17 protein-coding genes are annotated in these 23483 nt (G+C 57.8%); 4 read left to right on the forward strand and 13 right to left on the reverse strand.

Features of this window, described 5'->3' with window-relative positions:
• Window positions 1-9 precede the first annotated feature (9 nt).
• The 4 genes from EI293_RS00345 (at window position 10) to EI293_RS00360 (ending at window position 6483) form a co-directional block, all read left to right on the forward strand.
• On the forward strand, window positions 10-1476 hold the full coding sequence (locus EI293_RS00345; protein ID WP_125434620.1) for a DUF4350 domain-containing protein: 1467 nt from the start codon (window positions 10-12) through the stop codon (window positions 1474-1476).
• 334 nt (window positions 1477-1810) lie between these two features.
• A complete protein-coding gene (locus tag EI293_RS00350; RefSeq protein ID WP_246010547.1) occupies window positions 1811-2704 on the forward strand; it encodes an AAA family ATPase in 894 nt (297 codons plus the stop codon).
• A 189-nt stretch (window positions 2705-2893) separates the two neighbouring features.
• On the forward strand, window positions 2894-4198 hold the full coding sequence (locus EI293_RS00355) for a DUF58 domain-containing protein (protein WP_170170261.1): 1305 nt from the start codon (window positions 2894-2896) through the stop codon (window positions 4196-4198).
• Window positions 4199-4395: 197 nt separating this feature from the next.
• A complete protein-coding gene (locus tag EI293_RS00360) occupies window positions 4396-6483 on the forward strand; it encodes a beta-N-acetylhexosaminidase (protein WP_170170186.1) in 2088 nt (695 codons plus the stop codon).
• 110 nt (window positions 6484-6593) lie between these two features.
• Here EI293_RS00360 and EI293_RS00365 read toward each other — a convergent pair whose 3' ends face one another.
• The 13 genes from EI293_RS00365 to EI293_RS00425 form a co-directional block, all read right to left on the reverse strand.
• Window positions 6594-10412 carry a hypothetical protein gene (locus tag EI293_RS00365; RefSeq protein ID WP_125434626.1) on the reverse strand — a complete coding sequence of 1273 codons (3819 nt, stop codon included), beginning with the start codon at window positions 10410-10412 and terminating at the stop codon, window positions 6594-6596.
• 158 nt (window positions 10413-10570) lie between these two features.
• The gene (locus EI293_RS22455; RefSeq protein ID WP_125434628.1) at window positions 10571-14308 is read right to left on the reverse strand and encodes a sensor histidine kinase; all 3738 of its coding nucleotides are present in this window, start codon (window positions 14306-14308) and stop codon (window positions 10571-10573) included.
• Window positions 14309-14408: 100 nt separating this feature from the next.
• On the reverse strand, window positions 14409-14792 hold the full coding sequence (locus EI293_RS00375) for a DUF983 domain-containing protein (RefSeq protein WP_317127187.1): 384 nt from the start codon (window positions 14790-14792) through the stop codon (window positions 14409-14411).
• Between the two features lies 1 nt (window position 14793).
• A complete protein-coding gene (locus EI293_RS00380; protein WP_125434632.1) occupies window positions 14794-15060 on the reverse strand; it encodes a hypothetical protein in 267 nt (88 codons plus the stop codon).
• Window positions 15061-15145: 85 nt separating this feature from the next.
• A complete protein-coding gene (locus tag EI293_RS00385; RefSeq protein WP_125434634.1) occupies window positions 15146-15700 on the reverse strand; it encodes a DUF420 domain-containing protein in 555 nt (184 codons plus the stop codon).
• The gene (locus EI293_RS00390) at window positions 15687-16352 is read right to left on the reverse strand and encodes an SCO family protein (RefSeq protein WP_125434636.1); all 666 of its coding nucleotides are present in this window, start codon (window positions 16350-16352) and stop codon (window positions 15687-15689) included. The genes EI293_RS00385 and EI293_RS00390 overlap by 14 nt, the downstream gene beginning before the upstream one ends.
• Before the next feature lie 3 nt (window positions 16353-16355).
• Window positions 16356-16685: a cytochrome C oxidase subunit IV family protein gene (locus EI293_RS00395; RefSeq protein ID WP_125434638.1), complete on the reverse strand. Its 330-nt coding sequence runs from the start codon at window positions 16683-16685 to the stop codon at window positions 16356-16358.
• 97 nt (window positions 16686-16782) lie between these two features.
• Window positions 16783-17553: a cytochrome c oxidase subunit 3 gene (locus EI293_RS00400; protein WP_125434640.1), complete on the reverse strand. Its 771-nt coding sequence runs from the start codon at window positions 17551-17553 to the stop codon at window positions 16783-16785.
• A gap of 22 nt (window positions 17554-17575) precedes the next feature.
• Window positions 17576-18163, reverse strand: coding sequence for a cytochrome c oxidase subunit 3 (locus EI293_RS00405; RefSeq protein ID WP_125434642.1), 588 nt, complete (start codon window positions 18161-18163; stop codon window positions 17576-17578).
• Window positions 18164-18274: 111 nt separating this feature from the next.
• Window positions 18275-19126, reverse strand: coding sequence for a heme o synthase (gene cyoE, locus EI293_RS00410; RefSeq protein WP_125434644.1), 852 nt, complete (start codon window positions 19124-19126; stop codon window positions 18275-18277).
• Between the two features lie 55 nt (window positions 19127-19181).
• The gene (locus EI293_RS00415) at window positions 19182-20264 is read right to left on the reverse strand and encodes a COX15/CtaA family protein (protein ID WP_125434646.1); all 1083 of its coding nucleotides are present in this window, start codon (window positions 20262-20264) and stop codon (window positions 19182-19184) included.
• Window positions 20265-20443: 179 nt separating this feature from the next.
• Complete coding sequence (locus tag EI293_RS00420) at window positions 20444-22303, reverse strand: cytochrome c oxidase subunit I (protein ID WP_246010491.1); 1860 nt, start codon at window positions 22301-22303, stop codon at window positions 20444-20446.
• A 25-nt stretch (window positions 22304-22328) separates the two neighbouring features.
• Window positions 22329-23402 (reverse strand): cytochrome c oxidase subunit II, encoded by a 1074-nt coding sequence (locus EI293_RS00425; protein ID WP_125434648.1) that lies wholly within the window; start codon window positions 23400-23402, stop codon window positions 22329-22331.
• Window positions 23403-23483 lie beyond the last annotated feature (81 nt).

The following is a 23483-nucleotide window of genomic DNA, read 5'->3' on the forward strand; positions in this document are numbered from 1 at the left end:
CCTACTACCATGACGACTTTCCGTTGGTATATGCTGGGGCTGGGACTGCTGTTTGCAGCGTATGTGGCCGTAGAGTATTACCGCCCCAAGCCGCTCGACTGGAGCCCAACGCTTCAGAATGAAGACAAAATCCCTTACGGCACTTACGTGTTGTTCGATCAGTTGCCCGGTATGCTGGGCGTACCGCGTGCCGATGTACGTACTGTGCGGGCCCCCATCTACAGCCAGATTGAAGGGGTAGATGAAGACGACCTTCCTGCCACGGCAGTTACAGACTCCGCTACCTCAGCCGCAGCGGCCGAACGTGATGAGTTGATTGAGCAACTCGACTCCGTAACGAACGGCACACCTGCTGATTCCGCTGCAACAACCGCTGCCGGCACGCCCAAAACGCCGCCGGCCAATACCGAGCAGCCCAACGAAGGGCAGCCCACTGACAACGATGACCGGGACTATGCTGCTGGCCTTTCGGATGGCGACTACCAACCGGCTACGTACCTGTTTGTGGCTAATTCCTTCGAGCTGAGCCGCCAGGATTGTCGTTCCCTGCTGCGGCATATAGCACGGGGAAATGATGTCCTGATTGCCGCCGAAAACTTTGATTCCTTCTTTGCGGATACCGTGGGGTTTAAAACTTCCGTGTACACGCCATCCATCAAGCTGCGAAAAACCTCCGCGAAGGCCCTACTTGCCAATGACTCTGTGCGGCTGCAGTTCAGTAACCCAACATTAGCCACCAAAGCCGGAGTTCGGCTGCCGTTGTTGGCAGCCTCCAGCCGCCTGCAGGCCAAACAAAATATAGCGGACAAGGCTACTCAACTGGCCACCGATGAACAAGGCCAGCCGGTGTTGCTACGCGTACCGCATGGCCGCGGACACCTATACCTCTGCTCAGTGCCGCTAGCGTTTTCTAACTATTATCTGCTACAGCCACGCACCAGCAACTTCGCGTTTTCGTCTCTGTCTTACCTACCCACCGGCCGCACTGTGTGGTGGGATGAGTACCAGAAGCAGGGGCGCCGGGGTGAGCAGTCATTACTACGGGTATTACTGGAACACGAGGCCTTGCGCTATGCCATGTACCTGACCCTGGCGGTAGCTATACTGTTTGTGGGCATTGAGGCCCGACGTCGGCAGCGTGTCATTCCAATATTGAAACCCCTACCAAATACGACGCTGCTTTTTACGCGTACCGTGGCGGGCCTATACCGCCAGGGGAGCAGCCACGCGCTTATTGCTGAAAAGAAAATTGGGTTGTTTCTGGAGCATCTGCGCACCCGCTACCACGAGCCTGCCCTCGACCTGACCGATGCTGACACCCGGGAGCGACTCTCCCAGAAATCCGGAGTTGCGCGACAGGAGATAGACGCGCTGGTACGTCGTATCAATTTCCTGCTCACTGCCCCGCAAATTTCTGACACTGAACTGCTGAATTTGAACAAAGCTATTTTAGCCTTCCGGCAGACAGCTGCCTAAGATTGCATTATCTCTATTAATTGAATTTAACTAATTTATAACTATTTTAATATAAGTGATTCGCTTCTTTGCAGAAATATTATGGGCCTATAATACAGAATATCAGATATAATTATACCAATCTACTTCCACCTGTCATTTCTCCGTTCATCATATGGATTCTTCTTCTCCCAACTCACCTGATAACCTGCCCATTTCTCCGGCCCCGTCCCTATCGGCAGCGCCCGAAACCCCAGCAGCCGAGGCGACGGAAAGTCTCTCCTCTTTCGCTCCCCGCACCGACCTGAGTCACCTGAGCCGCCACGCTGAGGCCATCCGCCAAGAGTTGGGCAAAGTGATTGTGGGTCAGCAGGCGCTGGCCGAGCTGCTGCTGGTGGCGTTGCTGGCTGATGGTCACGTGCTGCTCGAAGGCGTGCCCGGCGTAGCCAAAACCCTTACGGCCAAACTTCTCGCCCGCACCCTGAGCGTCCCGTTTAGCCGTCTGCAGTTCACTCCCGACCTGATGCCCTCCGATGTGCTGGGCACCTCAGTGTTCCGACCGCAACGCGGCGAGTTCGAGTTCCGGCCCGGCCCTATCTTCGCCAGCGTGGTACTGATTGACGAAATCAACCGGGCGCCGGCCAAAACGCAGTCGGCCCTGTTTGAGGTGATGGAGGAGCGCCAGATTACCCAGGACGGCACCCGCTACCCCATGCCCGCGCCGTTTGTGGTGCTAGCCACTCAAAACCCCATTGAGCAGGAAGGTACTTACCGCCTGCCCGAAGCTCAGCTCGACCGGTTCCTATTCAAGCTCAGCGTGGGCTACCCCAGCGTGGAGGAAGAAGTGGCTATCCTGCAGGGACACCACGCCGGTTTTGGCGGCGCGCCGCTGGACGCAGTGCAGGCCGTGGTATCGGCGGAGGATCTGCGGCAGCTGCGGGAACAGGTGCAACGGCAACACGTGGAGCCCAAGTTGCTGGAATATATTGCCCGGCTGGTAGGCCAGACGCGCGCCCACAAGGGCCTGTACCTGGGCGCTTCGCCCCGCGCCTCCCTGGCGTTGCTCAACGGTGCCAAAGCCCTGGCTGCCCTGCGTGGCCGCGACTTCGTGACGCCCGAGGATATCCAGTATCTGTGCCCGATGGTGCTGCGCCACCGCATCCAGCTCACCCCGGAGCGCGAAATGGAAGGCGGCACTCCCGACGATGTGGTGAAGCAGATTCTGCAGCAGATTGAAGTGCCACGGTAGAGCATATGCGTACAATCGAACTTCATGCTGAGCGCAGCGGAGCGGAGTCGAAGCATCTCTACCTCTGACTAACTCAATCGTGAAAACGAAGCGGCAGAGATGCTTCGACTCCGCTGCGCTCAGCATGACGTTTACTATTCTTCCCTGTCCTTGAAATCCTTCTTTCTCACCCGCCGCTTCTTTCTGTTGATGACCGCCCTGATTGCCGGGCTGGTGGTGGCGTTTTTCCTGCCCGGCTGGCTGGCCCCGGTGCAGCTGGGCCTGGGCCTGGCGGTGGCCCTGATGGTGGTGGATATCGTGCTGCTGTATGCGGGCGGCGGGGGCGTGTTCGGGCGGCGAGTAATGGGCGACAAGCTGGCCAACGGCTCCGACAACGATATTGCCCTCTACCTCGAAAACCTGTACCGCTTTCCCATCCGCACCGAAACGATTGACGAGATTCCGCACCAGTTTCAGCGGCGCGACGTGCTGTTCCGGGCCGCTATCAAGCCCGGCGAAACCAGCATCATCAGCTACCGGCTGCGGCCCACCAAGCGCGGCGAGTACGAGTTCGGGGCCATGAACGTGTACGCGGCCTCCCCGCTGGGTTTGGTGCGGCGGCGGTTCCGGTTCGATGAGAGCCGGGTGGTGCCGGTGTATCCATCATTTCTGCAGATGCGGCAGTACGAGCTGCTGGCCATTCACAACCGCCTCACCGAAGTCGGCGTGAAGCGCATCCGGCGGGTGGGCCAGAGCATGGAATTTGAGCAGATCCGGCCCTACGTGGCCGGCGACGACCCGCGCAACATCAACTGGAAAGCTACCGCCCGCCGCGCCACGACGCCCGAGGCCGCCGACTCGCTGGTGGTGAACCACTACCAGGACGAGCGGGCCCAGCAAGTGTACTGCCTCATTGACAAAGGCCGGGTGATGCGCATGCCCTTCGAAGGCCTGAGCCTGCTCGATTACGCCATCAACGCCACGCTGGTGGTTAGCAACATTGCCCTCATCAAGCACGATAAGGCCGGGCTGATGACCTTTTCGCACCAGCCCGGGGCTATGGTGGCCGCCGACCGGCGCAGCGGCCACCTGCGCAAGCTGCTGGAAGTGCTCTACCGCCAGAAAACCAAATACCTCGAAACCGACTACGAGCGGCTCTATGTATCGGTGCGCAGTCATATCCGGCAGCGCAGCCTGCTCATCCTGTTCACCAACTTCGAGACGCTCTATGGCATGCAGCGCCAGCTACCTTATCTGCGCCGCATGGCCAAAGACCACCTGCTGCTGGTAGTCTTTTTCGAGAATACCGAGCTTCGCTCCTACCTCGATGGCCCCACCGAAACCACCCAGGACGTGTACAACCAGACGGTAGCCGAGAAATTCGCCCAGGAAAAACGCCAGATTGTGCGTGAGCTGAACCGCTACGGCATTCACGCCCTGCTCACCGCCCCCCAGAACCTGACGGTAAATACCATCAACAAATACCTGGAGTTTAAGGCCCGAGGGCTGATTTGAGAGAGGAACTTGCAGGAATATAGCCCGTCATCCTAAGCCCATCGAAGGACCTTTTTGCGCCCGAACGAGTCGTTGGTACGATAGTCGTTATAGCGTGAGAAAGTCCTTCGCTGGGCTTAGGATGACGGGCTTTTTACTCCGCCCGCCTTCAAACTTTCTACCTTCGCCGTTCCGCTCCGCTTGCCTTTCCCATGCCTATGCGTTTCTTCCTGTTGTTGCTGGCGTGCCTGCTCACGCGCCCGGTTTTCGCTCTGCCCACCGTTCCGCTAGCCACCCGCATGCTGCTGCCGGTGCCCACCCGCGCCAACTGGGGCCAGGGCCGCTTCCTGGTGAAGCCCGACTTCACCTGGCAGGTGTTCACGCCCCAGCAGACGCCCGCCACCCTTGCCGCCGACTCGGCCGTGGCGGAAGCCGTGGAGCGGCTGGTGCTGCCGGTGCTGCTGCCGGGTCGGACCCGGGCCAACCGGCGGCGGGCTTCCCCCCTGCCCACGGCGGCGCTGGTGCTGCAGTATGGCCGCCCCGGCAACCTGCTGACGGTGGGCGAGGACGAATCGTACACGCTGCGCGTGACGCCAATGGGCGTGGCCCTCAACGCGCCCACCCACCTGGGCCTGCTGCGCGGCCTGGCCACCCTGCGGGAGTTGGCGGCCCCCAACAAGGTGGGGGGTTCCGTGTTGCCCGAAGTAGATGTGGCCGACGCCCCGCGCTTCCCCTGGCGCGGTTTGCTCATGGATGCAGCCCGCCATTTCATGCCCGTAGCCGTTATCAAGCGCAACCTGGATGGCATGTGGGCGACCAAGCTCAACGTGCTGCACTGGCATCTGAGTGACGATCAGGGTTTCCGGGTGGAAAGCCGCACGCTGCCGCGCCTTTCGCAGGTGAGCGGCCAGTTCTACTCGCAGCGGCAGGTGCGCGATGTTATCCGCTACGCTGCCCGGCGCGGCATTCGGGTGGTGCCCGAGTTCGACGTACCGGGCCATACCATTGCCTGGCAGGCGGCCTACCCTGAGTTATCATCCAACGACTCTACCTACACCGTGTACCAGAGCTGGCGGCTGGCTAACGTGGCCTTTGACCCTACCAAGGAAACCACGTACGCATTGCTCGACACGCTGTTCGGGGAGATGACGCGGCTGTTTCCCGACCCGTACTTCCACATCGGGGGCGACGAAAACGACGGGCGGCAGTGGCGGCGCAGTCCGCGCATCATGGCTTTTGCCCGCACCAACGGCATGCTCAAAGCTGATGGTAAAACCCTCGACAAGCACGCTCTTCAGACCTATTTCAACCGCCGCGTACTGGGTATCGTGACCAAATATGGCAAAACGATGGTGGGCTGGGACGAGATTCTGGGACCGGGCCTGCCCACCAACGCCGTAATCCAGAGCTGGCGGGGCAAGAAAGGCGTGCTCGACGCCGTGAAGGCCGGCAACCCGGCCCTGCTTTCCAGCGGCTACTACATCGACCTGAACCAATCGGCGGCCTTTCATTACGCCACCGACCCGCTGCCCGACGCCACCGGCCTCACCCCGGCCCAGCAGCAGCTGGTATTAGGCGGCGAGGCCACCATGTGGGCCGAATTCGCGGATTCCATCATTGTCGATTCGCGCATCTGGCCCCGGACGGCCGCGGTAGCGGAGCGGTTGTGGAGTGCCGCCACCGTCCGCGACGTGCCCGATATGTACCGCCGGCTGGCCTTGCTGAGTCCGCAACTGGAAACGCTGGGCTTGCAGCACCGCCGGGCGCCGCAGCTGCTGCTGCGGCAGCTGGCCGGCTCAGCGGCGGCCGTGCCCCCGCTGCGTACCCTGGCCCAGGTGCTGGAGCCGGTGAAGGAGTACAAGCGCCACTTTCAAGGCTTCATCTACACCACCCAGACCCCGCTCAACCGCCTCGTGGACGCCGCCCCCGCCGAATCGGACGGAGCGCGGGAGTTCGGGCAGCTGGTAGACACGTTGCTCATGGCCCGCACCACCGCGCCCTCTGCTGTGCGCCGCTACCTGCCCCAACTCCGCGACCAGCTCCAGCTTTGGCAAAAGAACGATGCGTTGGTACAGCCCACACTGCAGCAAAACCCGCTGCTGCAGGAGTATGCCCTGATTTCCACTCACCTGAAAACCGCCGCCACGCTGGCCCTGGAACGCCTCGCGCTGCTGGAGAAAGGCCAGACGCCCACGTCCGCCGCGCAAACTGCCGCCCTCAAGCAGCTCGACGCGCTGAAAGTGCCCGTCGGCCAGACGGAACTGGCTGTGCTGCCGCACTTGCGCCGGCTGGTGGAGGCGAAGTAGCCGTATAGCAGTATAAAGGATTATAGTGAGTTGCAACGTCAGCACACGAGATTTGTCGCAGGCTCGGAATGACGTTCTACTTACCTCCCATCGTCACCGCTTCACCCAACTCAAAACAACACTGCCACCTGCATGCGGCCGGTATGCACGGCATTGAGGCCGTTGGCTTTGCGGCCGTCGTAGGCCAGCGTGACGTTGAGGCCGTTGCTTAGGCGCTGCTCCAGGTTCAGATTCCAGGTGAAGTTGCTGCCGGGGCGCAGGGCGTTCAGGATTTCGAGGCCCACGAGGCTGGCCTGGTTCCCCTCGAACCCCACGCGCACGTAGCGCGTGGTGAGGGCCAGGGTGCGCTTGCCCACCTGGCTGATGCGCGTTTCCAGGCCCAGGTCGTCGAAGGTGCCGCGGGTGTCTTCGTCGGGGCCGTTGGTGTTGTTTTTGGTGGTGCGCAGGTAGCTGGTGGTCAGCCGCAGCACCTGGTTGGGCTGGTAGCTGATTTCGGGCGCCAGCTCGTATTGCAGCACCCGAAAATTCCGTTCCGGCAGGTAGTTTGCCAGGTTTTCGCGGATACCGCGCGTGGTGGTGAAGCGCCCCGTAAACGACTTCGCCAGCGTCCGGCGCAGCAGCAGGCTCTGGCTGGCGAGGTTGCGCGTATCGGAGCCCTGCGTGAGCAGTACCTTCTGCTGGGTTTGCTGCACCGTGAATTCCACACCGAAAACAGGATTCGAACGGTTAAAATAGACGGTGTTCCGCAGTAGCTTATTCAGGCTCAGGAGCAGCGTATCGTTGGTCTGAAAAGCAAACGGATTCAGCCTGGATGACAAGGTATTTTCCGTAGTACGCCGGTCCAGCGTCACGGTGCTGAGCGCCGAAAACCGGCCCACGAAACCGCGCCAGCCGGGTTGTTCCCGCCAGCCCCGGGGGGCGTTGGTGGTGAGCCGGTAGCTGAACCGGTTGGTAAAGGCCGGAGTGTACACGTCGGTGGGCAAAAAGAGCTTGATGTAGGTGCGGTACTGGGCATCGGGCGTCTGGGCCTCAAAAAACTCATTGCGCTGCTGCTGGCCGTCCTGGTTCAGGTCGTCCCAGTAATGCGTACCCTGCCCGGCCGGCACCGCCAGAAACGTATAGTCGCGGCGCGCTTCCCGGCCGGTACCCACGGCGTAGCTCAGTTCCGAGCGCAGCACATTCTGCAGAAAGCTGGCGTTCCAGTCGAGCTTACCCAGCACCGTATGTTGCCGGGCCGAATCACGCACGGCCAGGTCGCGGTACGTGGCCAGAATGGCTATATCCTGATTCTGGCCGAAGCGGGAAGCGAAGGTTCCCTGCCAGGTCTGGGCGCGGCCCCGCTCGCGTAGGGCCGTTTGATCGGGGTTGGGAGTCTGGTCGCGGCGGTAGCTGTAATCGAGCCGAAAGCGGGTGCGGGCCGAGTCGCGGCTTTGCAGAAACAGCGCGTGCTCATCGTAATAGTTGGCCGAGGTAAGCGAATCGCCGGCAGCCCTGGCTACACGGTTTTTATCGAATCGGTACACGTAGCCGGGCACTACCGGGCCAGCCACGTAGCGGGCAGCCGCTTCCCCCCGCGTCCAGGTTGATTCGCGGCGGCCCGATTCCGAGTTCAGCAGAAACAGGTTGCCGCGCAGCTGCACCGGTCCCAGCTGCCGGGCCACATCCAGCCAGTGTTGCACTCCATCTACCTCCCCTGCCCGGTAGCGCCGGCTCAGGCGGTAGCCCATGGCGTTGTCAACGTCTTTTACCAACCCGATGGCCGCGTTCAGAATATTCTCCTCCAGCGGCTTCTGATTGTTGGTGATGAGCGTGTTGGAAGTACTCCAGTTGCGGTCAAACTCAATATCCCGGTATCGGTCGATGGGCGCAAACCGGCGGCTAGTATACTCGTAGTCGAGGGCGCTGCGCAGCTTATAGCCGGCCAAGCCGGGAATCCGCACCGAGCGGTCCTGCACGGCGTAGCCCACCCGCACAGCCTGCCCCTGCGCCGACTCCGGCGAGAAGCGGTTCAAATCCAGATCGGAAGCCGCCAAGTCCACAAACACCGTGGCCGTGGAGTCGAGCCGATAGCTGGTGCCCACCGTCAGGAGCTGCTTCTGCAAGGGCGTTGGCAGCAGCCGAATGGGGGCATAATCGCCGCGTCCTTCGCCCACAAACTCATACACCCGGCCGTTGGCGTTGCCGTTGGTGGTGCTGATGCGGTAACTGCCCTGGTTAGCTCCCAGGTTGGTAAAACGCACCGTGTACGCGCCCTGCAGCGTATCGCGCAGCGGAAACACAAATACCGGCACCAGCTGGCCGGTAACGGGGTCAGGCTGTACCACCCGGCTATACTGGATCTGCTGCCGGTCGTAGGTGGCGGAATCGGCACCGGGCAGCCGGGCCAGGCTCACGTTGCCGCGCAGATTGCGCAGGCGGGCCTTGGTGGTATCATCCAAGGTAAGGTTGGGGGAATTGTCGGGGTTATCGGCTTCGCGGTAGAAGTTGGCGTGCACCTGCAGGCGGCCCAGCTGTTGATAGTGGCTGGCCTGCACCAGGGAGCGGGTATAGTTAAAGTCGGAGTACTCAAAATCGACCTTGATGCGTGTGTTGCTGGTGATGAGGTGGCGGGGCGAAAACGTCAGCTCAGCCTGGTTATAATCGATAACGTAGTCAAAATCGAAGCCGCGCATCAGCAGCCGGCCATCCAGGTACACCCGCTCGGAGTTGGCCAGAATGATGATGAATTGCTCCCCGTTGGGCCCTCGCAGACGGTACGGGCCCTGCACGTTCTCAATGGGCGCAATATCCACGCTGGCAAACTTGCCCTTCGCCACGCCCGCCGCCACCGAGGTAGTAGCAAAGGCCTCGCCGCGTTTCAGGGACAATAGCGGCCCATTGCGCCGGCCGGTGGTCGTTACGGTCTGGCTTACCCCATTGGGGCCGGTACTGTTGGGGCTGAGGCCGGGGCGGGTAGCGTCGGCGGGCGGCCCGTTCTGGGGCTGGCCGGGTGGCGTGGGCACCGTGGGCGGGGCCGTCACGAAGGTACCCGTACTGGTACCGGCCGCATTCGGATACTGAATCAGCTGCGGATTGCTTACGCCCGGGCCGCTACCACCGCCAAAACCACCCACCGGCAGCTGCCCAAAGTTGACCTCTGCCGCGCCGCCCTGAATATTTTTGTAGAAGCGCAGAAAGTAATCGGGCTTGTTACGCAGCACCACGTCGCCGGCCGTCAGGTTCCAGCGCGGGTGCGTGAGGGTGATGTAAATCCGGTCGAACTCCTGGAGCTGCTGGGTATTACCCTCGGGCTGAAACGGCACATTCTGGTCGGAAATAGCGGCCGTCAGGTTGATCTGGTCAGTGAGCTTACCTTCCAGCTGCAGGTTGAGCGAGGAATTAACAAACACATTCTGGGAGTTGCCGAACGAAACGCCCCGCGAGAGGTTGCCGCTTTTGTTGATGCCCGGCGTACTCAGAATCTGCTCCTTCACCGCAAAGTCCTCCATCCCAAACGACGGCCGCCGCCAGAATTCCAGACTATCCATGAGCCGGCGCGGCCGCAGGTAGCGCGCGGCCGAGAGCTGCATGGGCAGCACCCGGTAGCACACCTGCACCGAATCAGGACCGCCGGGTAGCACAAGGTCGGGGCGGCCGGGCTCGGGGCTGGGCACCCGCCGCCCCGGCAGCACCAGCCGGTACCGGTCGAGGCGCGCATCATATCTCACCGAACGCCCAGCCACACTCACCGAAGCCGGTACAATGGTCAGGGTGTCGCGCAGGGCAAACTCCGTGGTATCCCGTCCCGGCGTGAGGCGCACCCACGCGCACCGGCGGGTACTGGGCGGGGCGTCGGGGCGTTGCTGGGCCCGGGCTGTTCCCACAACCAGCACCAGCCAACCCAGCAGTACGCACAAGCGCAGGAAGGAAGGCGTAGAGTTGCTGGTCATTCAGTAAAATTACGAGGCAGAAAAGCCGGGGCCGCTATAACGCCGAAAGGCCAAGAAAAGTCAGCAGTGGCGGAGATAAAGTGGAAGTTACGCGGCTGCACCTGTTCCGGACGGCCCGGCAGGCTTTCCGCCGCCTAAGCACCTTACATGCGCGCCCCCTACCCCGCTAGCGGCAGCTCGATAAAGAAGCTGGTACCCTGGTCTTCCTCCGTTTCAAACCAGATGTGGCCGCCGGCACTTTCGATGCCGCGCCGGGCCACGGCCAGCCCAATGCCGGAGCCAGTTTCCTTGGTGGTAAAGTTGGGCACAAACACCTTGGTCTGCACATCCTCCGGAATGCCGGTGCCATTATCCTGAATGCCAATCCGCACACGGTCGTGGCCTACTGCTGCCAGCGTGGCCACAATTTCGGGCGTGCGGCCCACGGGCATGGCCTGCAGGGCATTGATGAGCAGATTGTTGAAGGTACGCACCAACAGGCTTTCATCGGCAAAGACTACGTAGCGACCGGCATCAGCGTCAGCGGGCAGCTCCAGTCGGATGCTGTGGCCCTGCGCCCCCTGGTGCAGCCCCACGCATCGCCGCAGAATAGGGGCTACATCGAGCCGCTCGGGACGCATGGCGGGCAGGTTGGTGAAGGTGCTGAACGAGGTGGCAATGTCCGTGAGCACGTCAATCTGGGTGATGAGCGTCTGTGAGACTTTGTTGATCAGCTCGTCGAGGTTGGGGCGCTGGTCCTGAATGGCACGCTGCAAAAATTGCAGACTCAGCTTCATGGGCGTGAGCGGGTTCTTGATTTCGTGGGCAACCTGTCGGGCCATTTCGCGCCAGGCAGCTTCCTTTTCCTGGGTCGCCAACTCCAGCTTGCTTTCTTCCAGCTTCAGCAGCATCTGGTTGTACTCGCGCACCAGCAGCCCAATTTCATCTTCCGACTCGTAGGCCAGCATTTCGTTCTGGCCCGTGAGGGTGGTTTGCCTGAGCTTTTCGGTGATGAGCTTGAGCGGCTCCGTCAGAATCCGGGACGCCACGAAGGCCAGCAGCAGGAACAAGATAAACATCAGGGTGAAGATGTTCAGAATGGTAGAAATCAGCTCCGTAAGTTTATTATCCAGGTCTTTTTCGGAATCGAAGAACGGAATACCCACGTAGCCCACCACGGCCCCGGGCCGGCCCTGCCGCACGGTGCCGGCCCGCAACGGCAGGTACAGCGCGTTAAACGACAACGTACCGGCGCGCTCCGTCAGCAGCACGCGCGGCTGCCCCTCTTCCGCCAGCGCCGACACGGCCTGCGGGTTCATGAGCGTACTGAGCAGGCTGGCCTCAAAAATGAGCGGCTGGCTACTGACCAGCAGTTCGCCGTGGGCATCGTAAAGGTTGAGGTCCGTCTCGGTGAGGGCGGCCACGTTTTCGGCCAGGTCCACCAGGTCGGCCCGGTTGGCGTCATCGGTGAGCAACGCGCGGTTTTTCAGCAGATTTTCCTGCACGGCCTGGCCCCGGCGCTGGTAGGAACGCAGCAGGTCGCGCTTGTAGGAGTTGGTGACCTGGCTGGCAATGGCCACGCTCACTACAATGAGGGGCACCAGCACGCCGAAGTTGAGAAACAGTTGAATTTTGGTACTGAAGTTGGTGCGCAATACCTCCCGGTAGTGCCCCCGGGCCAGTAGCACAACACCCATCAGCAGCAGCCAGCAGAAGCTGTAGAGCAGAAACAGGAACGAGAAATTGGCCAGCCAATCGGAGAAGGAATACGTGGCCGTCGTCACCACCACCAGCCGGCCCGACCGGTCCGTGCTGCGGATGGCTAAATGATGGTAGCCGCTCAGAGCTATGCCGGTAGTAAAGAAGCGGGAGTCGCGGAAGAGGCTGGCCGGTAGCCGGTTCACGTAGTCGAAGTCTCCCTCACTGTATACCAGTCGGCCGTTTTCGTAGCCGGCGTAGCTTAGCTCAGTGCCGAGGCGGGGCTGAAAGAACATCTGGTCAATTAGCAGCTCCGGCACTACGCTATTGGCCGTGAGCTTCTTGAGCGTCAGCTCCAACACAATGGTACTGGCCTGCTCGGTATCCTCCGGCGCGGGAACCGAAATAAACGCCACGTAGCGCCGGGAACTGAACGACTTGCCCCCGTCGCGCACCAAGTAGATATTCGGGTGGTCAGTGGGGCGGGCGTTGCGCAGCAGATGCTCCCGCGTGAGCGGCAGCGTGCCCCCAATGGCCACGCCGCGGCCTTCCGGGTTAAACAGCATCACCCGCACTTCGTACTTGTTGAAGTAGTCGCGCAGGTAGTATTTACTCACCTTCTGCCGAATTAGGTCGAGGTTGACGAAGGGGCTGGCCAGCATGGTGCGCAACACCGGGTCCCGGGCCATTTCCTGGCTGCGTTCTACCAGTAGGTATTCGCCCTGCAGATCGTTATCAGTAAGCAGGTTACTGGCCAGATTCTGCTTATTCAGCTGCAGCTGCCGGTTAAAATGCTCATACTGCGCTAGGGCTCCTACCGCTGAGCTCACGCCCAGCAGCAGGAAAATGAACAGATATACTTGGTACGGCAGCACCGCTCCCGCCGATTTCAGGCCCGTTAGCCGCAATACCAGAAAAAACACCAGCGTAATGCCCAGCAACGTCAAGTGCACCTGCTCCAGCCCCAGCCCGACACTCAGAAAACAGATGGTGCTGAGCAACAGCAGCAGAATGCCTACGCGCCGCGTAGAAGGCCGCACAATGCCCGTAAACAGCTGTGACAACAGATAAAATCCGACTAGGTAGCTGCCTACGTGCAGAATAATAGCTACCCCGAGCAGCAGCTTGAAGCCGTTCACCTGAATATCCTGGGTGATATCCAGAATCAGCTGGGAGTTGCTGAAGCTGCTGGTGTAAAAGTCGAAAAGCAGCTCCAGCAGCCCGTAGAACGTCAGCACCGTTACGGCCCCTATCAGTACGCGCTGCCGCCAGCCATTCACCCGTTGCACTAAGCGCAGCATACCGTACCGCCGAAACAACAGTAGCCCGTACCAGGCCAGCACCGCAAACAGCAGGGCATTCAGGAGCAGGTCGCCCAGCGAAGGTGAAAGCCAGGAGGCAGCATATACCCTTGGGTCGAACAGCTTCACTTCCAGAAAGGAGAAAGGCAGCCCCAGGTAAAGCATAGCTCCCCGGAAGAACAGCAGCGGCAGCATCACCAGTGCCGCCCCCTGAAGCACCAAGCCCTGAGTAAAACGACGGCCGGCCAGCAGCAGCCAGCCCGCCACGTACAAGCCAAAACCCAGCAGCAGCAAGGCTAAAGGCAGGTATTTGCCGGTAATGGGGTCGGCCTGCAGACTCTCGATAGAAAACAGGTAGTTGCCTTCGTTCGATACCAATCGGGGCAGATTGGAGGGTTTCGCCGGCTTCTCCACCACCAGCCGCACGTTTTGGCCCTGAAAGATGCCTTGCCCGTTCCCGTCGCGCAGGTACCGGTTGCTGATGCCGTAGCTGATTTCCAGCGGAATGTAGGTCAGTACCGTGTACGGGCCTTCTACGTGGCGCAACGCCAGAAACTTCCCGAACCGGGTTTCCAGCAGCCGCTCGTGGAAGCGTTGTAGGGCCTGCTCCGCGTCGGGGCGAATGGTGTGGTCGGACCAGTACACCACTTCCTCACCCCAGAAAATAAATGTGGGGTACGTGGTGTGGCTGGTGAGGCTGCGGAAACTTACCCGGCCGGTAGCCAGCCGCTGCAGCAAATCCGTCGATTCCCGCTCGCCCGTTAGTTCCGCCTCCATCAGCACTTCCTGCAGCCGGGTGGCCGAGGCCTGTAGCACCACCTCCGGGTTCTGGCTGTAGCGGTTGCTGAAATACGCGCCGGCAAAGCACAGCATGGCCAGCAGCAACAGCAAAACCGGGGTCAGACGAAGGAATTTCAAATGAATAAGCGACTGATGAACCCTAGGTACTACAACCTTAGTACCAAACAAAAATGCCGCCCTGCGGCGGCATTTCCTAACTACTTGTGAGGAGGCAGGGCTACTGCCGCGTGGCGTACCGCTTGTCGTAGCGTACTCCGCCAAACAGATACAGCATCAGCGTACGGGAGTACCGCAGGCTGAGCGGGGTAAATAACAGGGCCACAATAGCCACGGCCGACGTGTACACCCACGTATCCGGGTCGCCGAGCAGGTAATATACTGCCAGCCCTACTACCAGCATGATTCCGGTAGAAAAGGCAAAGCTGATGTACATGGCGCCCCAATAAAAGCCGGGTTCCGGCTCGTATGCCTGACCACACACAGGACAAGCTGGCGGCATTTCCGTGAAATGGGCCAGGTTAAGTGCCGAATGTGTAAACAACCGTCCCTGGCGGCAACGCGGACACCGTTGGTTGAGAATACCCGTCAGCGTAGAATCCATATCAGGCCTGAGCAGTGGCTTTTTTCTTCTGCTGCTGGCTATGACGGTACCAGAAGAAGCCCACCGTCCCGATCAGTACGTAAGGGATTGTCATCAGGTACAGAATTCCTTTGTTGAGGCCCGTGGTATCATAGCCGTCCTTTTCCTGGCGCGAGGCTTCCACCTGTGTTTTGCACATGGCGCATTGCGCCCGAGACGCCAGCGGCACTACACTAAGCAGCAGCGCGACTACCAACGTCAAAAATCCTCCGAATGCGGCCTTTTTCATGATTTTTAGCTAAGTGTGATACATACGTAACCCCAAACCAGAGGCCGCGGTTCGACCGTCGCCCCTGATAAGGTGACACAACGGCCTAGGTGTAGTACGGCGAAATCATGAAGTATACGATAACGCCCGTTACCGACACGTAAAGCCACACCGGATACGTCCAGCGGGCAATGCGACGGTGTTTCTGAAACTGCTCCGTCAGAGCGAAGTACAGCGTGAACAGCACCAGCCCTACCGTTATGGCCGCCAGTAGTATGTGCGTAATCAGGATGAAGTAGTAAATCCCTTTAATTAGTCCCTCCCCGCCAAACTTGGTGCTGGCTACCTGCGAATGGTAGGCTACGTACGACACCAGGAACAGCGAGCCCAGCAAAAATGCCAGCCCCATCATGGCCCGGTGCTTTGCCACGTCTTTGCGCCGGATGAAATAATAGCCAATGACCAGAAAAACTGCCGTTAACGAGTTCAGCACCGCGTTGACGGCAGGTAGTGCCTTGACATTCAGACCCGGAATCACAAACACGCCCGGCAGAAAGTACAGGATAGCCACCGCCACCGGAATAATGGCGGCCAAGGCTCCCATCAGGATTTTGTACTTGGTAAACCCGGCAGGATTGGTGGTTGGATTAGGGGTGCTCATAGGTGTAAAGCAAAACTTCGATTTCGGTAATAAGACGGTTCACGTCCCGCTCTTTGGTGCCTTCGTAGCGGCCCCGTACGTTGCCGTTGCGGTCTACCAGAAACAACGTTTGGCTGTGTACCAGCGCGGAGTCACTGCCCTCTGGGGACGGCAGCCGGAACTCCTCTGTAGCTAACCGGTAAAGGGCAGTTTTGTCACCGGTCAGGAAAAACCATTTGCCAGCAATAGCCCCGTACTGCTCGGCGTAGCGGGCCAGCACACTTACCGAGTCGCGGACGGGGTCCACGGTGAAAGAGGCGAGGCGAACCCGCGGATCCTGCCGAAATTTTTCCTGCACGCGCACCAATTGGCTGTTCAGGCGTGGGCAGGCTCCCGGACAGCTGGTAAAAAAGAAACTGGCCACATACAGGCCCTCACCGCGTAGCTCCGCCCCCGTTACCTGCCGCCCGGATTGCGACGTGAACTGAAACTCACCGATCCGGTGAAAAACAGTATCGCGCTGCCACTTCCCGGCCACCTGCGTGGAGTCCACACGGTCGGGCAGGTAAGTTGGCAGCGCGTAACGGTTGGTCCCAAAGCTTTTCAGAAACAGAAAAGCCAGCACCGGAACTAGCAGAATCAGGCCCAACAGTAAGGTTTGTTGGGGCCTCATCCGTTAGAATATGTTTTTGTGAATGGCGTTGCCTTCCGTAATCAACGCAACCAGCAGCCAGATCAACAACGACATCGGAACCAGAATCGTCCAGATCAGTCCTTTGGTTTCATGCTTCAAGTGCATGAACTCAGCCACGATGAAGAAGGCTTTGCAGATCGTGAGGATGATGAAGATGGAGTTGCGCAGCGTGCTGGAAGGCATCACGAAGGCAATAGCAAATTCCAGAGCGGTAATAGCCGTGATAACCCAGAAGGTTTTCCAGATCCAAGCGGTGTTGGGCTTCGCAATTTCGCCGGTATGGGCGGGATGTTCAGGCGCGTGGTTAGCCATGATGGTAGAGAGTAGCTGAGTGAAAAAGCAACTGAGCTGAAAAGCCGGTAGCTGAATACCCTCAACGGACACCCAGCTACTCAGTTACGCTTGTAAATTAAACCAGGTAGAAGAAGGTAAAAACGAACACCCACACCAAGTCTACAAAGTGCCAGTACAGGCCGATCTTCTCTACCATCTCGTAGTGGCCGCGTTTCTCGAACGTGCCGTTGGTGGTAGCAATGAAGCAGTAAATCAGCAGGCAGATACCCGAGAATACGTGGGTACCGTGGAAGCCCGTGATGAAGAAGAACAGGTCAGCGAATAGTACGGGGCCGTACTGGTTCACGGTGAGGTTCGCACCAAAGAAGCGCGTACCATCGTTCATCAGCGTGCCTTCGTCGGTGCCACCGATAAAGTGGCTCCACTCCCAGGCCTGGCAGCTTACGAAGATGGTGCCGAACAGAATCGTCCACAACAGCCACTTCTGCACATCCTTCTTGTCGAAGCGGTGGCCCGCTTCTACGGCCAGTACCATCGTTACCGACGAGAAGATCAGAATCATCGTCATCAAGGCCACAAACGCCAGCGGCAGATCAATGCCGTGCAGACCGGGAAACGAGTTGAATACTTTCTCCGGAATGGGCCAGTAGTTCGATGAGAACTTGAACGCCTCGGCAGTGCCTTCATAGGCCAAGTGGCGGTGACGAATCAGGCCGTAGGTGGTCAGGAATGCAGCAAACGTAAAGGCATCCGACAACAGGAAGAACCACATCATCAGCTTACCGTAGCTGGCGTTGAAAGGCTCGTTCCCGCCGTCCCAGGTACCGGTACGCGGCTTATCCAGGGCGGAGTCAGAAATTACCTGCGTCGTGGAAATGGTGGACATAGCGTGCGGGGGTTGACAAAAATCAATGATTCAAAAGTAGGAACAAATACAGGTACAACCAAAGCGCGCCCAGGAAGTGCCAGTAGATGGTGACGTTGCCAATGGAGAGCATCTGACGGGAATGCACCTGATAGTGAAAGCTTTTACGCAATACGATGGCCAAAAAGATAAGCCCCGTAATCAGGTGAAAACCGTGGACGCCGGTTAATACATACAGAAATGAGCCGGAAGGGTTGGCATCTGTACCCGCAAAAAAGATACGTTGGCTTACCAACTGATTCCACATCAGCCATTGCCCAACCAGAAAAGCCAGCCCCAATACCAGTGTGGCAACCAATGCTATACGCACCTGGGCCAGATTATCCTTGCGGGCCGCCAGCCACGCCCACTGCATGGTAGCTGAGCTGAGCGCAATCACGAGGGTAGTATACAGGAAGCCGGCCGGCAACGTAAATTCCAGCCAGTTACCCTCATTGCGGCGTACGATGTACGCACTGGTGTAAGCTGCAAAAATCATGAAAACGCTGACCATCATCAGCATCAGCAGGAAGCGCGCCGGATGAATTCCGGTGGCGGGCTGCTTGGTATTCAAGGCTTCTGAAGGATGCATATCTTTCTAAAGAAGTGAGAAGTGAAACGGAAGAAGTGTGTTGAATTTTAACATATTGAAGGCGGCTTTTGTCTCGCTTCCTATGTTCAATTTCTCACTTCTGATAGTGCGCTAGAGTTTATCCAACACCAAAGCAATCTGCACGATGGGCAGGTACAGGAAAGAGCCGAACATAATGCTCATGGCTGCTTTCTTACTCACTGTGCGCATCAGGTAAAACGTCTGCATCAGGAACAGCACGCCGCATATAGCAGCTACCATCGGATACACCGTACCGGTCATGCCAAAGTAGAATGGCAGCAGACTCAGCGGAATCAGCACCAGCGTATAGGTCATGATCTGGAAAGCCGTGCGCAGGTCCTTTTTGCCGGGCGTAGGCAGCATCTTAAAGCCAGCCTTCTTGTAGTCGTCGTCCAGCACCCAGGCAATGGCCCAGAAATGGGGAAACTGCCACATAAACTGAATGGCAAACAGAATCCACCCCTGCGTACCCAGGAAGCCCGTAGCGGCCACCCACCCAATCAGTGGTGGTAATCCGCCGGGAATGGCTCCCACGGCCACGCAGATTGGTGAAATAGTCTTGAGAGGCGTGTATACGAACCCGTACAGGATCAGGGAAACTAGCGCCAGGGCCGCCGACAACGGGTTGAAGAAGTAAGTCAGAATCCCTAGCCCTACCACACCGAGCACCACTACAAAGGCCCACGCCTCGGCCGGGCTCAGGATACCCAGCGGCAAAGGCCGCTGGGCCGTCCGTTTCATCTGCCGGTCCAGGTCGATTTCAAAAATCTGATTGATGGTATTCGCCGAACCGGTCACGGCCAGACCACCCAGCATTACCAATAGGGCCCGGCTCCAGTCCAGTTCGTGCGCACCCAACAGGTACCCAATGGCACTGGAGAAGGCCACGGTGAGAGCCAGCCGGAATTTTAGTAACTGAAAAAAAGCCCTAGCCTTGCTCATCAACTGCTGAAAACAGATTGCGCGGCGAAAAAGTCCGCCAAACGGGGCCGCAAAGTTACGCAACAACGGCCGGAGTAGCCGCCTGCCGCTGCAACTTAGTAGCCCGACGGTAAGCCACTATTCCCAAGAACTGCACGCCGAACAACAAGGTGGCCAATGTGAGGTGTATAGGCTGGACAGCCGCTGGGAAGGAAAAGTAGGTCAGTAGGATGCCGGCCAGTATCTCCCCTCCTAGCAGTCCCAGGATAGCCATAGCCAGCTGGTGTAGCCGACGGGAAGGCAAAGCGTACAGCTGGTACGCCACGTACAGGTTTACGAGCAGCAACAGTATCGAAAACGTACGGTGAAACCGGAATACACCGCCCAGTTGCTCCACCCAGGTAGCACGGTTCAGGTAATTAGCGGCCGAGGCTACTAAATCCACCTCTTCCCGCACCTGAGTCCCCAGCACAATCTGCACGAAGGTGAGCAACAGAGCCACCCACAACCAGAGTGTAAGACCTGAGATAGTACGTACTGGCTGTACGTCAACGTATGTACCGCGCTGCGAACGGTCCACAGCGTACAGCAGCATAGCTACAATCACTAGGGCTAGCCCCATGTGGATAGTCACCATAATGGGCAGCAGATTGGTAGAAACTACCAACGAGCCTAACCAGCCTTGCACACCCGTCAGCAGAAACGACCCAAATGCCAGCCAGAATACCGGCCGGTCTCGTTGCCAGTACGGTAACGCGAATAGCACTGTACCGAAGACGAATAGTCCGATCAGAGCTCCTACCAATCGGTTCACATATTCAATCCAGGTTTTAACCGGATTGAAGTCGGTTTCGATGTACTGTGTAGGATGCGCAAAAATATCCCCTGCCACTTGGTGAAAACCCATCCGCTCCAGTTTCGCCGCCAGCTTCTTATTCTTCTCGACACGTTGCGCCGTGTAAATTTCTTTGTAGTCGGCTGGCAGTTGGCTGATGTGCGTGGGCGGAATCCACGTCCCGAAACACTTAGGCCAGTCAGGGCATCCCATACCCGAGCCAGTGCTACGAACAATACCTCCTACCAGAATCAAAATGTACACGGCTACCACTGTCAGGATACCCCAGAAGCGGAAGCGGCGCACGAATGCAGGCGTTACCATGCGTTACTGTTGTGTGCGGATGAAGTCAAGATACAAACCGCCTGGCAGGCGGTTTGCTTAAAAAAAGAAGGGAAATCCGTTGTCCGGCACGGCCGGTCCGGATTTCCCTTTTGCAGGCAATAAAAAGGGCCGCCGTAAGTACAGCGGCCCTTTTTTAAGAGGCTAAGTGTCTAAGACACTTATTCCATTTCCCGCTCGTACGGCAGATTCGAAGACTGGGTCTGCGAATAGGGTACGGTCTGCGGAATGAAATCTTCAGCAGCACCTGGCTTGCTGTAGTCGTAAGGCCAGCGGTGAACGGCCGGAATAGCACCGGGCCAGTTGCCGTGTACAGGCTCTACGGGTGTAGTCCACTCCAGCGTCGTCGAGTTCCAAGGGTTCTCGGTGGCACGACGGCCACGGAAGATGCTGTAGAAGAAGTTGAAGATGAAGATGAACTGACCAACGAAAGCAATGATAGCAGCAATCGAAATGAACTTGTTCAGGTCAGCAAACTGGCTGAACGTGTCGAAGCCAGTCCAAGCATAATAACGACGGGGGAAGCCAGCAATACCTACGTAGTGCATTGGCAGGAACACCAAGTACACACCGATAAACGTCAGCCAGAAGTGAATGTACCCCAGTTTCTCGTCCATCATCCGACCGAACATCTTAGGGAACCAGTGATATACACCAGCCCACAGACCGAAGAAGGCCGATGAACCCATTACCAAGTGGAAGTGAGCCACCACGAAGTACGTGTTGTGCATCTGAATATCGAGAGCAGCGTTACCAAGTACGATACCCGTCAGACCACCAGCAATGAACAGCGACACGAAACCGATAGAGAACAACATAGCCGTTGTGAAACGGATATTACCACGCCACAGAGTAGCCAGCCAGTTGAAAGTCTTCACTGCCGAAGGAACGGCAATAATCAGCGTCAGGAACATGAAGACGGAACCCAGGAATGGGTTCATGCCAGTCACGAACATGTGGTGAGCCCACACAATGAAAGACAGCAGGGAAATACCAAGCAGCGAACCAATCATAGCGCGGTAGCCGAAGATGGGCTTACGAGCATTGGTGGCCAAGATTTCCGATACCATGCCCATAGCAGGCATGATTACGATATACACCTCGGGGTGACCCAGGAACCAGAACAAGTGCTGGAACAGGATGGGCGAACCGCCCGTATTTGGCAACGCCTGACCAGCAATGTAGATGTCAGACAGGAAGAACGATGTACCGAACGAACGGTCAAAGATCAGCAGCAATGCAGCCGAGAACAAAACGGGGAACGAGAGCAGACCCAAGATAGCCGTCAGGAAGAACGACCAGATGGTCAGCGGCAGTTTGCTCATGCTCATGCCCTGAGTACGCAGGTTAATTACCGTAGTGATGTAGTTAACACCACCCAGCAACTGCGACACGATGAAGAGTGCCATCGACACCAGCCATAACGTCTGACCAGCACCGGAACCCGAAATAGCCTGTGGCAAAGCTGACAGCGGCGGATATATTGTCCAACCAGCAGCAGCCGGACCCGTTTCAATGAACAGTGAGCTGAACATCACCACACTGGAAGCAAAGAAGAACCAGTACGAAAGCATGTTCATAAAGCCCGAAGCCATGTCGCGAGCACCAATCTGCAGAGGAATCAGGAAGTTCGAGAACGTACCCGATAGACCAGCCGTCAGTACAAAGAACACCATGATAGTTCCGTGCATGGTTACCAAAGCCAGATAGAACTCTGGGTTCAGCTTACCAGCTTCAATCCATTTCCCTAGGAAAGGCTTAAGCCATTCCATAGTAGCGTCGGGCCAGCCGAGTTGCAGACGAAACAAGCTTGACAGCGTACCACCGATGATTGCCCAAAAAATACCCGTAATCAGGAATTGTTTTGCAATGTATTTATGGTCAGTGCTGAAAACGTATTTCGACAAAAAGCCCTGCTCGTGGTGCTCGTGTTCGTCGTGGTGCGCATGCTCATCGTGCTGAACACCGGGCTGAGTAGCGCCAATGCCGCCTTGCACTTGAGTTGGTAGGTTAGCAGCCATAAAGGAAGCGTGCAGTTTAGTTAGATTAGAGCGAAGCCTTAGCAGCAACAGGTACTACAGTAGCAGCGGCCTGAGTTGCTGATACCTTCTCAACCATTTTATCCGACTTCTGTTTGAAGCTGGCCAATACATCCGGGTTTTGCTCCGAGAATGATTTCTGCTGGGCGAACCAAGCAACATAATCATCCGGCTCATCTACCACGATGTTCAGCTTCATAGCGAAGTGACCCCGACCACAGATCTGATTGCAAGCCAATTCGTAGTTGAATTTTGGGTTGCCAGTCTGTGCACGCATCTCGTCCGTAGTCTTGATAGGCGTAAACCAGAATTTGGTCGGCATGCCAGGTACCGCATACATCTGCACGCGAAAATGCGGCATATACACAGCGTGCAATACATCACGCGAGCGGATCTTCAACAGTACTGGATGGCCTTTGGGAACGTGAATTTCCGGAGCCACAAAATCATCAATGCCGTTCTGATCACTCAAATCGAAGCCGAATTCGTTAGTAGCATCAATTAAGCGGTAGTTAACGACGCCCAATTTCAAGTCACGACCTGGGTAACGTACCAACCAGTTGAACTGCTTGCCCATCACTTCCAGTACTACGGCATCTTTGGGAGCAGGACCGGTAATGCGCGTCCACTCTTTCCAACCGGCAAACACGAGCCCAGCCATCACGATGGCTGGAATCAGGGTCCAGATAACTTCAATCTTGTTGTTATGCGGAAAAAAGAAAGCCCGACGGTCTTCCTTATACTGGTATTTGTATGAGTAAACGAAGAGCAGGACCTGCGTCAGAGTGAACACAATGCCCAGAATGATCATTGTAGTCCAGAACATGCGCTCAGTAGCAATACCATGCACCGAGGCAATCGGGGGATTCATCTTGTCGTAGTTATCGATGAACGACCATGCGAAGGCCGCACCACCAACTACCAGAAAGACGATACACAGGATGGCGTTTACGCGGTTGCTCACCCCTACTTCGCGGGTTGAGCTGCCCGAAAAAATGGAGGTCAGAATCTGGAGACGAAACAGCAGGCCGAATACGACCAACAGCAACGCCAACACCAGAACAATACCAAGAGTAGTCATTAGCAGAATGTAGAAGTGAGAGTTGAGAGGTTAGAAGTGAGAGCCTGTTATACTGTACAGTCTAACTTCTCACTTCTCAAT

Source organism: Hymenobacter perfusus, assembly GCF_003944765.1.
In the GTDB taxonomy this organism is placed as follows: Bacteria; Bacteroidota; Bacteroidia; order Cytophagales; family Hymenobacteraceae; genus Hymenobacter; species Hymenobacter perfusus.